The sequence below is a fragment of the Vibrio stylophorae genome (assembly GCF_921293875.1).
GTDB lineage: Bacteria > Pseudomonadota > Gammaproteobacteria > Enterobacterales > Vibrionaceae > Vibrio_A > Vibrio_A stylophorae.
Map to the genome: position 1 here is coordinate 1,454,451 of NZ_CAKLDI010000001.1, position 12,884 is coordinate 1,467,334.

At 46.5% G+C, this 12,884-nt stretch carries 12 protein-coding genes; 2 read left to right on the forward strand and 10 right to left on the reverse strand.

The annotated features are described in order from the left end of the window. Positions 1–44 precede the first annotated feature (44 nt). Together L9P36_RS06705 and L9P36_RS06710 are read left to right on the forward strand one after the other, a co-directional pair. Positions 45–1,091 carry an extracellular solute-binding protein gene (locus tag L9P36_RS06705; RefSeq protein WP_237465946.1) on the forward strand — a complete coding sequence of 349 codons (1,047 nt, stop codon included), beginning with the start codon at positions 45–47 and terminating at the stop codon, positions 1,089–1,091. 86 nt (positions 1,092–1,177) lie between these two features. Further along, the gene (locus L9P36_RS06710) at positions 1,178–1,528 is read left to right on the forward strand and encodes a DUF3147 family protein (RefSeq protein WP_237465947.1); all 351 of its coding nucleotides are present in this window, start codon (positions 1,178–1,180) and stop codon (positions 1,526–1,528) included. On the opposite strand, the gene L9P36_RS06715 is transcribed toward L9P36_RS06710, so the two are convergent. The 10 genes from L9P36_RS06715 to L9P36_RS06760 all read right to left on the reverse strand — a co-directional run bounded on the left by L9P36_RS06715 (position 1,525) and on the right by L9P36_RS06760 (position 12,628). Then, a complete protein-coding gene (locus L9P36_RS06715) occupies positions 1,525–2,922 on the reverse strand; it encodes an MATE family efflux transporter (RefSeq protein WP_237465948.1) in 1,398 nt (465 codons plus the stop codon). The genes L9P36_RS06710 and L9P36_RS06715 overlap by 4 nt on opposite strands. Before the next feature lie 158 nt (positions 2,923–3,080). Continuing rightward, a complete protein-coding gene (locus L9P36_RS06720) occupies positions 3,081–3,878 on the reverse strand; it encodes a hypothetical protein (protein WP_237465949.1) in 798 nt (265 codons plus the stop codon). Between the two features lie 143 nt (positions 3,879–4,021). Beyond that, the gene (locus tag L9P36_RS06725) at positions 4,022–4,291 is read right to left on the reverse strand and encodes a hypothetical protein (protein ID WP_237465950.1); all 270 of its coding nucleotides are present in this window, start codon (positions 4,289–4,291) and stop codon (positions 4,022–4,024) included. 86 nt (positions 4,292–4,377) lie between these two features. Further along, on the reverse strand, positions 4,378–4,677 hold the full coding sequence (locus tag L9P36_RS06730) for a hypothetical protein (protein ID WP_237465951.1): 300 nt from the start codon (positions 4,675–4,677) through the stop codon (positions 4,378–4,380). Positions 4,678–4,729: 52 nt separating this feature from the next. After that, on the reverse strand, positions 4,730–5,233 hold the full coding sequence (locus L9P36_RS06735; protein WP_237465952.1) for a hypothetical protein: 504 nt from the start codon (positions 5,231–5,233) through the stop codon (positions 4,730–4,732). A 188-nt stretch (positions 5,234–5,421) separates the two neighbouring features. Further along, on the reverse strand, positions 5,422–5,991 hold the full coding sequence (locus tag L9P36_RS06740; protein WP_237465953.1) for a hypothetical protein: 570 nt from the start codon (positions 5,989–5,991) through the stop codon (positions 5,422–5,424). A gap of 131 nt (positions 5,992–6,122) precedes the next feature. Beyond that, entirely contained in the window at positions 6,123–6,575 is a 453-nt protein-coding gene (locus tag L9P36_RS06745; RefSeq protein WP_237465954.1) for a tellurite resistance TerB family protein, read from the reverse strand. A gap of 66 nt (positions 6,576–6,641) precedes the next feature. Then, the gene (locus tag L9P36_RS06750) at positions 6,642–9,125 is read right to left on the reverse strand and encodes a DNA polymerase II (RefSeq protein ID WP_237467876.1); all 2,484 of its coding nucleotides are present in this window, start codon (positions 9,123–9,125) and stop codon (positions 6,642–6,644) included. 54 nt (positions 9,126–9,179) lie between these two features. Further along, a complete protein-coding gene (locus L9P36_RS06755) occupies positions 9,180–9,956 on the reverse strand; it encodes a hypothetical protein (RefSeq protein WP_237465955.1) in 777 nt (258 codons plus the stop codon). 191 nt (positions 9,957–10,147) lie between these two features. Further along, a complete protein-coding gene (locus tag L9P36_RS06760) occupies positions 10,148–12,628 on the reverse strand; it encodes a zinc/cadmium/mercury/lead-transporting ATPase (RefSeq protein WP_435532767.1) in 2,481 nt (826 codons plus the stop codon). Between the last annotated feature and the right edge of the window lie 256 nt (positions 12,629–12,884).

A 12,884-nucleotide genomic window follows, 5' to 3' on the forward strand; every position in this document is an offset into this window, starting at 1 on the left:
CCCAGATATAGAGACTGATCATGTTGATTAAGGAGCAAAATTCAATGAAACCATGGTCTAAAGTTCTTGCCTCAAGCGCACTTGCGCTGGCAATGGTTGCAGGTCCAAGCGTAGCGAAAGAGGAACAAACCCTCTATTTCTACAACTGGTCTGAATACATTCCATCGGATGTGCTAGAGCAGTTCACAAAAGAGACTGGCATCAAGGTGATTTACTCAACCTATGAGTCAAATGAAACCATGTATGCCAAGCTAAAAACCCATGGCGACGGCTATGATCTTGTCGTACCTTCAACTTATTACGTGTCAAAAATGCGTAATGAAGGCATGCTACAAAAAATTGATCACAGTAAACTCAGCAACTTTAGTCAACTTGACCCGAACTTCTTAAATAAGCCGTTCGATCCAAACAATGACTACTCTATCCCGTACATTTGGGGTGCAACCGGTATCGGTGTAAACACTGAAATGGTTGATAAGAACAGCGTGACTAGCTGGGCTGATTTGTGGAACCCTGCCTACGAAGGTCAACTGATGATGATGGATGACTCACGTGAGTTCTTCCATATCGCACTTCGTAAGTTAGGCTACTCTGCCAATACCACCAACCCAGAAGAGATCAAAGCGGCTGAAGCTGAGCTGAAAAAACTAATGCCAAACGTATTGGTGTTTAACTCAGACTTCCCTGCAAACCCATATATGGCAGGCGAAACATCACTCGGTATGCTTTGGAATGGCTCAGCCTATGCGGCTCGCCAAGATGGCGCACCTATTGAGATCGTTTGGCCAAAAGATGGTGCCATTTTCTGGATGGATAGCATCGCAATTCCAGCGGGCGCGAAAAACGTAGACGCGGCTTACAAGATGATCGACTTCTTGCTTCGCCCTGAAAACGCAGCGAAAATTGCCGTTGAAATTGGTTATCCAACACCAGTGAAAGGTGCTTATCCACTGCTACCAAAATCCTTCGTTGAAGATCCAAACGTGTATCCACCACAAGAAGCAATGGATGCAGGTGAATGGCAAAACAGCGTCGGTGAAGCAGCGACACTTTATGAAGAAGCATTCCTGCGCTTAAAATCAGGTCTGTAATCTTCTTGAACGCGAAAAGCCACCCATGCGGTGGCTTTTTTTGTGCAATCACAATTCAATATTCAGTGAATAGTTCAGGATGCTATATGTATTGGCTTGTCTCAAAATATTTGATTACTGCCGCTTTGGTTGTCTTTATTTCTGAAGTTGCAAAGCGTAGCGATAAACTCGGCGCATTTATCGCAGCGCTACCCACGGTAACGATGCTTGCGCTACTGTGGATGTATATTGAAAAACAACCGACAGAAAAGCTCGCCAATCATGCGTTTTATACCTTTTGGTATGTTGTCCCTTCCCTGCCGATGTTTCTTGTTTTTCCGTGGTGTTTACCGCGGTTTGGTTTCTCGCTAAGCCTGCTATTTAGCGTTGCAATCACCGTCCTTAGCTTTGCGCTCACCGCCGCCATTGCCCAACTCTTTGGCATCACACTCTTTTAACTGGCCATACTTATGGTCATGCCCTCTGGCTCATCAATTAAATTGTTGAGCCACTTACGGCTGCGAATCCGATATTGCGTTAAGCCAATCTTAACTAGCTCTTCACACAAAATAATCAGCAGTACCGCTGGCAGCGCCCAATGAAACACAAAGACTGCAACACAGGCAAGCGGGATCCCCACCAACCACTGCGCCATTAAATCGATGATGATCATCCAGCGAATATCACCACCACTACGAAGCACACCGCTGATCCCAACCATGTTAAACACTTTCAGCGGAAGTCCCAAAGCTAATACCAAGGTAACCGAAACCGCCAGAGGCGCATCTTGAATACTGGATAGCGCAAAAGCTTCACCAATCCAAGGCAAACATAGATACACTAAAAATGTGGTAACAATAGCTAAAACGACACTCACCACAATCAACCACCATGCAATTTGCCATGCACGCAGATAGTTTTTCACCCCAAGCTCATGCCCAAGCATGGTCGAAGCCGCTACAGAGAAACCAATAAACGCTGAGATCAACAAGCCTTCAATGGGTGAAAGCAAACTCATGATCGCCAGCTCACTCATTCCCATTTGACCCACAATCACGTTGTAAACCAAGACCCCAATAGCCCAGCCTGCATCATGAAAAACCATGGGCAGTGCAATACCAATGTATTTGTGCCAATGACGCTTTTCATAAAGCGCACGAATCGCTTCGATATCCGGAAACAAAAATCGGTAACGGCGCCAGCTAATGGCAAATAAAAGGATGGTCTGAGCGATGCGCGAAAGCAAAGTCCCGATTGCCGCCCCTGTAACCCCCATTTCTGGAAAACCGAATAAACCGAAGATCAGCAACGCATTTAAAATCGCATTGAGGATCACCGCAATCAAACTCACCCAGGTGGGCATTCGCGCTTGACCAATGGCACGAAGCGCGCCTTCAAGTGGCACGACCAAGGCAGTGGTCACAAGACTCACGCCCGTAATCAGTAAATAACTTTGCCCCAGCGTCAAATACTCCGGCGTGTCATTGACAATCGCCATGACTTCACGCGGATAAAAGCAATAGATCAGAATGAATGGCAACGTAAAAAGAATGGCAAGCAACCATGATTGCAATAGCACACGGCGCACGCCATCCATTCGCTGCGCGCCAAAATATTGTGATGCTAATACGCCAACCGCACTGGCGATACCAACCACCAAAAGCAAATTAAAAAAGATAATGCGATTACCAATTCCCACAGCGGCCACAGCGCTTTCACCCAGTTCAGTCACCATGAAAATATCCACAAGACCGAGAACGGAGAACATTAAGCATTGTAATGATACGGGAATGGCAAGTTGCCATGTTTTTTGCCAAAAGCTGCGATCGGCAGCTTGAATCCATGCGTGCATCTGTGGCCTCACTGTAATAATCGAGGCCATGATAGCTCAGTTACTGTAGGAGAACTGCGCAAAGAAATGCATTAACTGATAGTTATCAGTCAAATTTACCAAATTAATTGAATTATTTTTATGAAGATGATTACGCTAAATTTAACGAGATAACGCGTCTATCCGCGGGTTAAAATTCGATAGGAAAGAATCATTGGCCGACCAACTTCTTCAGATGAGATATAAAAGACGTAGCTGCCGGCATCTAATTCAATCACTGCTTGATTTTGCCCATCGAGCATAAGCTCATGCTGATTTAAATAACGGCTTGGATCGGCATCACTTGCGCACTCTTGCTCTAACGGCACCTGATCAGTAAAGATACAGAAAAATTCCAACTCCGAGAGCCAGTAAACCACCAATGATTGATTGCTTTCCGTATCAAACTCTAAGCGCACCTCTAGCGGAGTTGAAAACTGATACCCCAGCAAAGCATGACTATCGGCTTCAACATGGCCACGACCTTGATCGACCACGTACCACGCTTTAGCGGGCATAGATTGGCCCCAAATAAGTCCCGCGGTCAGTAGAAATGTTAAGGCATGAATCATGCGTGGCGAACGCGCTTGCGGTACGGGTAAGAATGCAGCTTCCCCACTCTGCTGACGTTTCATCTGCCGCGTGGCGCGATCAAATTTCGAAATTGCAGCAATACCAAGGACAGGAAGCAACCCTAGAATAAGAGAAATAGCAGTGAGTTGACGTGGCTCTTTTCGAAGTAAAATAGCGTAGATAGCAACTGATGCCAGTTGCAAACCATAGCCGAGCATACTCCATCCATTGAGCCAAGAAGTTTGCAGGGTGCTCAATACAAAAAAGCACAGCATCATTGCCAAAGTGACAAGCGCGCAATAATGAAGGACTTTCGTTCGTCCGACTGCGACATGAGATAAATTAAAAGCAGCTGACTTTGTCATAGCGCACCTATCCTTGCTGTTAGCCTTGCGGTAGATGCTTTAAGCTTAGCCTTAAATTTCAGTCATTCTCAGAAATGCGTGACGCAAATCAACATTGATACACGAGATTGCCATCACTAGCGCGTCAACATAACGATTCAGAATTATAGATGGAACGCGGTGATAAATTTTCTCGCAATCCAATCAAGCAAGGTCACCAGTCCGAGCCCCCATAAAAGCCACAGTAGCGCAGTGACGCTGTACGCTAGCCAAGGCGAAAAGCCGAGTCCCCAAGCAAAGGAAAATGCGAGGCCATGCACGACCTGCATCACTGAAAATTGCTCGGGCGAAAAAAGAAAAACAGGTAAAACAATGGCGCAAAGCATCGCGATAAAGGCGGCAAACACACGAAGATAATGAATAGGTCGCAACATAGATGACATCACAGAAGTCAAGACGATGTATTATAACCTCGAAAAAACACCTCATGATACCTATGAAGGCTGGTGCAATAGCGACGTTATTTGAGTAAGGTTGCTTTTACTTCAAGAAGAAATGCCACTTGCCCACCCTGGCCCGAAGTGGTTTCTGCGTAGAGATGAATAATTTGATGGCAATGGCTACATTCGAAATAATTATTCACATACTCCCCCCAATTTTTGCCCTCACAGATTTTCTCAAAGGGTTTCCCCCAAGGGCCCGCACCAAGGTAGAGCAAGTGATTGTCTTTTAATTGGCGAGCAATTTGGAAAATGGCCAGAGACAACTGGCGAGGCGAACGAATGGTTTGCTTTAGCACCATACATTGTGTGCAGCTCATTACGCCTCCTTAAGATAGCGTTCAACAGCTTCAATTTTTGATATGGCCTATTTTATTGGTTTTCAATAAAGTTTTTCTGCATATTGATCGCACTAAAGCAAACTAAAACCATGCCAATCAACCAAACACAAATATCAAAACCAACTTTCACCCAATTCGACAAGATCACCACTTCAATTGCCCACGGTGACTCATTGGGATAACTCGTGAGCACAAAACTGATCGCAATGTTCTCCAGTAGTTCTGTGCCTGCGGAAAACAAGGGAATCAATACAATATAGCGATAAAATGACTCGGCTAAACCGTTAAATGTCAATAACAGGCAAAAGACCATCACGCTGGCAAACAAAGCGCAGAAGACAGAAAGACTGTCATAGACGGCTTGCGAGATAAAATAACTCTCACGACCATCATCACCAATTAAATTGACGTAAGTATAGATTTGTTCGGGTGTCAGCCCTAATTGGTCATCAATAGGGTCAATGACAGAGAATAGTTCTGGCATTACCAGTACGTATTCCACCAACTGCACTGCGAACATTAAGACAAACCACATCACGCACTGCTGATATGTGACTCGCTTTATCAACGACTCAAGGCGAATCATATTCCTACCTCTACCATCACGAATGATGCAATATCAATGCGTTATAGTAGAATGCCTAGCGGTTAATGTCTGAGAGAAAGTCACAAAATAGATATTTTTATCATTAAGGATAAGCAGAGTATGAGCGTGGGCACAGTTTAGCGAATGGCTAATGCATCAAGCGCCTGCTCATAGCTTATTTTTTTACCAAATAACCGAAATTCTGCACTTTGCTCAAAACTCACTTTTAAGTGAACCCGTTTCGATTTCAAAATCATATGTAAGCGGCGCTGGTAATTGAGGTAATACATCACCTCAAGCGACAGACAATGGACGACATCATCGAGCAATGGTTTAGGTTGATAGCTGTCATTGAGCTTAAGCAGAATGCCATCGGTGATCATACTTTCAATCTCACCCCATGGACATGTCCCCTGATTAAGCGGCGCTTGGCGAAATAGCTCTTCACCATAGACCTGTTTAAAACAGCGCTCAAAGGGGAAATGGACACGATAAATCAGGCGCTGCTCTTGCGGATGCCAAAATGCCTCTTTGACCACACCTTGATGAACAAAGAATTGCTTAAGCCAATCTTGCTGTGAGTGGTGACAATCTAAAAAGTAGACTTGATCGCCGGCTGTAAAATGATCGTCGGCATGATGCGTGGCCAATTCGGCAACTGTAAGCGACTGCAAATTTTCACAATGCAAGCTGGGGCGCCGAATCATGGCTTCGATCTCGTCTTGAATGGATAAACAACGATTTTGCCCGATGCTTAAATTCCGTTCAAATGCAGAGATCTCATCTTGGTGAAATAATCATCAATTTATTCAATGAATTCGGCGCAATGATGGGGTGTTTAATTGTCAGTTTGTGCGACAAGTTTGGCGCGAATAAAATCTTGATGGTTGACGTACAGCAAATCCGAAACCTGACGGATCACCGCCTCCTCTACCGCATCAAGCACACCGTCAGCATAGGCGACTTGCCACAAGCCAACGACGAGATCAAAGCGGGTTTGCTCACTAAGGCTGCGCAATTGTGTGGTGAAGTCAAATAGTGAAACCGCCTGCGCGCTCTGCGTCTGTGCTTTTTCAAGAAGCTGCGCAACCTCTTCATCAGTTAGCTCAAACAATCGCTTGAGTAAACTCTGTTTCGCGGCTAACTCGCGTTCGTCTTGCTGATGATCAGCCTCTGAAACTTGCCAAAGTAATCCAGCAACAGCAAGATGTAACTGCTGAGCACTCATCGCTGGCTCTGAGCTACCGTCAAAAAGGGCTTGGCGCAATAAACGCTTTAATTGATGAAACATAAATCACTCTTGTCATGCATTTGATTTCAGCCTACTCAGCCAAATTCAAATTGCAAGCCTCAAACCTTAGAATAGGCCCATTTGCGGCGCGATCAGTGCATCAAAATCTTTACCAATGAAAGGTAAAATGGCATCAGCTACAGGTTTTAGCTGCTTCTCAATGTAATGATCATAATCCACCGCACTTTGCTGGAACTCATGTGGCTCTGGGCCATGTACCGTGATCACATAAGCAATAGTGCCTTTGTGTTGATACTGAGGATCGCGGCCCAACTTGATATTGATTTCATCAGCCATTCGCGCCGCTTTCACTTGCGGTGGAATATTCTTTTGATATTCAGATAAGTGACGGCGTAACCGCTTTCGATACACCAATAAATCATCATAATCCCCAGACTTGGTGCGCTCTACATAATCGCGCACATAGCTATCTGGCGATTCACCATCAAATATCATGCGATACAAAGTTTGCTGAAATTGCTGCGCCAAAGGTGTCCAATCACTGCGTACGGTTTCCAGCCCTTTGAACACCATCTTCGCATCTTCACCCTCGCCCATTAATCCGGCATAACGCTTTTTCGAGCCCATCTCTGCGCCGCGGATCCTTGGCATGAGAAATCGGCGATAATGGGTTTCATATTCAAGCTCTAGATGACACGCCAACTGATAACGCTGCTCTAAAATTTGCTGCCAATTTTGGTTGATGAAATCGACCAGATGTTGACCGATCTCATCGGCTTGTTTTTGTGAATGTGATTGGCCCAATGAAACAAAGACAGAATCGGTATCGCCATAGATCACTTGATAGCCTTGCGATTCAATCATCAGTCGTGTTTCTTTCATCACCGCATGGCCACGCATCGTGATACTCGATGCAAGCCGATGATCGAAAAATCGACAGCCACTAGAGCCCAGTACGCCATAAAAAGAGTTCATGATGATTTTAATCGCTTGCGAAAAGGCTTTCTCCCCTTTGGCTTTGGCTTCATCCCGCGCATGCCATAGTTTGGCAATCATCTCGGGCAAAAAATGCTGCTGACGGTGGAACACGCCACCGCGAAATCCGGGCACTATATCGTCAGTCGCCTCGCAGCTTTCGCCTTCAATGGCCAGTTCTCCTTGAGAATGTGCCAATCCCTCAATCAATCCCATGGGGTCGATATAAAAACTGCGAATAATCGATGGATAAAGCGATTTAAAATCAAGTACTAAAACGGAATCATAAAGTCCAGGATTCGAGTCCATCACAAAACCGCCGGGGCTTGCGATCCAAGACTCTGAAGCTAGATTGGGGGCAACATAGCCACCACGGTGTAGACGCGGCAAATACAGATTGGTAAAGGCAGCAACAGAGCCACCCGCTCTATCAAGCAACAAACCCGTGAGGCCACTTCGCTCAATGAGATAATCCAGTAGATGGGTGTGTGCGAATATTTTTGCAACCAACACACAGTCTTGAAAGTTATAGTGCGCTAATGCTAGTTTGTCCTCACGAAATAATCGCTCAATCTCAGCCAAGCGATCATGTGGCGACTCAATGGCTTTACCTTCGCCGAGCAACTGCTGAGAGACCGACTCCAAACTCCAGCTTGAAAAGCCATAGGTGGCATTTTTAAGCGCACTGATCCCATCTAAAACCACCCGCCCAGGCAAGGTTAAAAAGCCGCGACCACCTTGTGTGCTATCTCGCCAATGAGCCGCCTGACCACCGCGACCAAGACGCAACGACAGGTGTTGATACTGGGCGCGTTGAATCAGCAAGCGCATATCAAAATCAAGGACATTCCAGCCCAAAATCAGGTCTGGATCATGGCGATCAAACCAATCACAAAGTGCAAGCAGGAGCGTCTTTTCATCACTGACCCAGTGAATTTGATAATCCTGTGCAGAAGATTGTGATGCATCTACTGAATCTGTCATAGGTTCAGGTTTAGATTCGGGTTCAGGCGCTTGCCCCACCATCAACACATCACCTATGGTTTGCGCACCAATTTGGCCATAGAGTCCAATGGAATAGAGTACGCCTTTACCTGAGCATTCAAGATCAAGCGAGACCCATGATAACTTGGGGCTAACTTCGCTTGATTTCACTTTCGCTTGCGTGATTTGCCAATGCCCTTGCTGCGCATGACGCGTACTGGCATGCCATTGCGCCTGCCCCTGAAATGCCAAACCACCTAGAATAAAACGCTCCATCAGGTAGCGCTCATGCAGGCGAATATCATCTTCATAGCAAGTCAGCTGGCTCTGCTTGAGCGCTTGCGCCAAATTTTTTGCCTGCGCTTGGGTTTGGCAATAACAGCCATCAATGGCTTGATGCTGGAAATCCTTCAAAGCAAGCGGCTTCATTTGAACACTTTGCAGCTCACGTGTTGCCAATAACTGGCGAATTTTCTCTCGCTGGGCCGATAGCGTAAAGATCACCACGGGCTCACTATCAATCAACAGTTGAACTGGGCCTTGCTCCGTTGCCAGCCAGCATTCAATTTGTGTCTGCTGGCCGAAATCACGTGATTGTGCGGTGAGTAAAAATCCCTGCGTCGGCGGCATATGATGGGGCTGATTTTCCACACTGAGGGTTTGCGCTCGATTCAAGAGACTCATCTAACCAATCCGACGCTCAATTTGCTCAAAGGTATGCGTAAGAAATGGCAGGATTTGCTCATCAAGCAGCTGCAAGATAGCGGTGCGTTTTACCGGCTTTGCCGCCAATAGAATCAATACTCGCGAAAGCGGCAAGGCCATCTCAGGATAATAATGCACAACGCGCTCAACCATTGGTTCAAAGTCAAAACACCACTGCTTTTCAAGGTGGAGTACCAGCATATAACAGCTTCGAATCGCCTTTTTTGCCATTTGCTGGCTGGCATGGACCAAAGCGCCAACCGTTCTTGCCTCAAGGATTTGATGACGATAATGATTCAGCACTTTGGCAAAATCTCCATCTTGCCCCTTGGCTAAGTCCCAACTGGCTTCAAAGGGCGCAAAACTTTGTCCTAAATCGGTTCCCGCAAGGCAGCGACTTAAATGGGTAAACCAAACACCCCAATGGAAAATTTGCTGTAGATCCTTGGCCTCTTGCACACTGACAATCTGCAGGTCGATATCTGAAACCACATTGAAATAGGGCTGGCGTACTCGATACAAAATGGCATTGAGCTGACTAAAGAGCTTCGGCGTGACCTGACCTTGCGTGACTAAAGTTAAATTGAGATCGGATTGTCCCAGCTTTGCACATCCACGGGCAATGGAACCATTGAGATACAAGCTATGAAAAATAGAACCGACACCGGCTTGCAATTGTCTTGTCGCCAGTGCCACAAGCGGGGCAAATTCAGGTTGAAGGGGCTGATCATTGGAGACGATGGCAAGTCGAGTCATGCAAGGTTCTATTCCGATAGGTATTTATTTGGCCCTTCAGTTTACCAAAGCACTCAGCAAAACATAGCGCCAATCGTCGAAGTTGGTTGCTGTTGCAGAAAATTCAGCCATGCACCATCGATTAAGTTATGTGAAAACAAAAAACCAGCCACTGGGGCTGGTTTATATCGTTCAGCGTGCACTGATTCTAACTAATCGACCAATTTTTTATTTTTCAATCGAAGTAAGCGAAGCGCATTTAAGGTCACCAAGGCAGTTGCCCCGGTATCAGCTAAAACTGCGACCCAAAGTCCGGTGATCCCTAAAACACTGGTCATTAAAAAGAGCCCTTTTAACCCCAGCGCAATGGTGACGTTCTGACGAATGTTGGCCAAGGTTTTACGCGACAATACAATCATGTTGGCAAGCTCAATCAAACGATTATGGGTGAGCGCCGCATCTGCAGTTTCAAGCGCAATATCAGAGCCTGCACCCATAGCGATACCAATGGATGCTGTTTTCATCGCTGGCGTATCATTGATCCCATCCCCCACCATGGCAACGCCGCCCTGCTTATTTTTCTCCGCAATCCAGTTGAGTTTATCTTCTGGCAGCAGACTAGCTTGATAATCCATGCCAAGTTGCCCTGCCACAGCTTTCGCCGCTTGACCGTGATCGCCTGTTAGCATAAAGGCATGGACACCAATTTTATCAAGCGCTGCCAAGGCATCTTTGGCATCCAAACGCAATTGATCGCGCCAAGCAACAAGCGCCACAGGCTGATTTTCCACCAAGACGACGCCAAGGGTTTTCCCTTCCGATTGCAAATCTGCACATTGCTTTGATACATCCTGTGACAGCGTCACATCCGTTGGTAAACGATCCGCAGCGACAACTGCCACTGCTTCACCTTGATAGATGCCAGCAACCCCCATTCCCGCCATAGCTTGTCGATCACTTGCTTCAGTCACGCTCACTTGCTGCTCCTTAGCATAATGAACCACAGCTTTGGCCAATGGGTGATGCGAGCCCACTTCAACAGAAGCAGCTTGTGCGATTCGCTGCGCCTTTTCACCTGATAAAGTGACAAAATCTGTCACCTGCGGTGTCCCTTGAGTTAGCGTACCGGTTTTATCAAAGGCGATGGTATGAATGGTTGCCAATGTTTCCAGCGCCGCGCCGCCTTTAATCAATGCACCGCGTTTAGCTGCAACCGCAAGACCAGAGGTGATTGCCGCTGGCGTTGAGATCACCAGCGCGCAAGGACAAGCAATCAATAGCAGCACCAAACCGCGGTAAATCCATGTATCCCACGCGCCGCCAAAGGCTAATGGTGGGATCACAATAATCAGCAGCGCAATGGCCATCATCAGCGGTGTGTACCACTGGCTAAAGCGCACAATAAATCGCTCTAGCGGCGCTTTATTTTCTTCTGCCTGCTCAATCAAATTTAGAATGCGGTCAATGGCGTTTTCACCTTGCTGACTCTGCACTTGAATGCGAACCGTTTTCTCAACCATCAGTGCACCAGCTGCGATTTTTTCGCCTTGGTGCTTTTCAACTGGAATCGATTCACCGGTAAGCGCACTGAGATCCACGCTGGCTAAGTTATCAAGTAACAAACCATCGGCACACAAACGTTCACCAGCACTGACCTCAATGATATCGCCCACTTGCAGCTCACTCGCCGCAACCTCAACACGCGCGCCATCAACAATTTTAATGGTTTTTTCTGGCACCAAAGCCATTAAGGATTGCACGCCACTTCGCGCGCGATTCGCCGCAAAGCCTTCAAGCTTCTCACCCAATAAAAAGAGCAACAGAACCATGGCCGCTTCAGCGGTTTCACCTAAATAGAGCGCGCCTAGAGCGGCAACAACCATCAAGGTTTCAATCGCAAAAGGTGTTCCTGTTTTAATCTGCTGATACGCTTTATGGGCAATAGGCAGTACACCAATCAAAGTCGCCACTGTAAAGAGCACAATCGATGCTGCATGTGCAAAATGCTCCAGCACGGATGCTGTCGCCATCAGACCAGCGATACCTAACATCAGCCAGTTTTCTCGATTTTTCCACCAAGGCATCTGGACTTGTTTGGCTTGTTCGCCTTGACGTCGATACTGAAAACCTGCGCTCTCTATCGCTTGTTCTACATCGGCTAGATTTTTTTGATCAGCAAATTGAACCACCAGCTTTTCTGTCGCAAAAAGCACTTTGGCTTTCTCAACATGTGCCACGCGGCTTACCGCATTTTCAACTTTACGTGCGCAGCTTGGACAATCCATTCCTTGGATATACCAGCTTTCACTCATAGCGCCCTGCGCAATACCGGCGTCACTTTCATCATTGGCAGATGTCGCAAATGACAGATCGCAATGCTGGTGCATCTCAGCATCAGTCGATGAATCAGGAGAAATTGGATGTGCCGAGTGTGTCTGCGCGACTCGGAAATGACTGAGATGTAAAGCATGGAGCTGAAGAGATGGCGCACTTTTAGATGACGATAGGATTCGCGCGCTCTCTTCATCCTCTCCTGAGCCATCATCACTTTGCTGAGATTTGCTGGACTGGCATTGCCCACCAGCACAGCAGCTGGTCTGTGCTGAATCTTCAATTGATAGGGGTTGTGCAACTTTTGGTAGTTGCTGATGACGGACGCTTTGGCAGCGACTTTCATGACAGTGTTGACACATCATTCTTCTCCTTGATGATAATTTATCTCAACCATAAACCTTGGAGTCATATCCAAGGTCAAGCGTTTTTATCAGCAACCAAAGAAAATAATCCCATCAAATAGCAGATGAATGAAAAGCAGGGATAAAAAATTCAACTAAGCTAAACAAAGCGTTAGCTAAGATACATTGACGTATCACGGCTGAATCATCATACGAAGAGTGAAGTGTATGAAGAGATGGAAGGCTTCTCTCCCTCAAATACAAATAAGCGCAA

Coding starts and splice junctions, on each gene's coding strand:
- L9P36_RS06735 (WP_237465952.1), bottom strand. CDS start 5,233: ATGTGGTTTGTCTTAATGTTCGCAGTGCAGTTGGTGGAATACGTACTG.
- L9P36_RS06760 (WP_435532767.1), bottom strand. CDS start 12,628: ATGTGTCAACACTGTCATGAAAGTCGCTGCCAAAGCGTCCGTCATCAG.
- L9P36_RS06755 (WP_237465955.1), bottom strand. CDS start 9,956: ATGACTCGACTTGCCATCGTCTCCAATGATCAGCCCCTTCAACCTGAA.
- L9P36_RS06740 (WP_237465953.1), bottom strand. CDS start 5,991: ATGATTCGGCGCCCCAGCTTGCATTGTGAAAATTTGCAGTCGCTTACA.
- L9P36_RS06705 (WP_237465946.1), top strand. CDS start 45: ATGAAACCATGGTCTAAAGTTCTTGCCTCAAGCGCACTTGCGCTGGCA.
- L9P36_RS06730 (WP_237465951.1), bottom strand. CDS start 4,677: ATGAGCTGCACACAATGTATGGTGCTAAAGCAAACCATTCGTTCGCCT.
- L9P36_RS06715 (WP_237465948.1), bottom strand. CDS start 2,922: ATGCACGCATGGATTCAAGCTGCCGATCGCAGCTTTTGGCAAAAAACA.
- L9P36_RS06750 (WP_237467876.1), bottom strand. CDS start 9,125: ATGCCGCCGACGCAGGGATTTTTACTCACCGCACAATCACGTGATTTC.
- L9P36_RS06720 (WP_237465949.1), bottom strand. CDS start 3,878: ATGACAAAGTCAGCTGCTTTTAATTTATCTCATGTCGCAGTCGGACGA.
- L9P36_RS06745 (WP_237465954.1), bottom strand. CDS start 6,575: ATGTTTCATCAATTAAAGCGTTTATTGCGCCAAGCCCTTTTTGACGGT.
- L9P36_RS06725 (WP_237465950.1), bottom strand. CDS start 4,291: ATGTTGCGACCTATTCATTATCTTCGTGTGTTTGCCGCCTTTATCGCG.
- L9P36_RS06710 (WP_237465947.1), top strand. CDS start 1,178: ATGTATTGGCTTGTCTCAAAATATTTGATTACTGCCGCTTTGGTTGTC.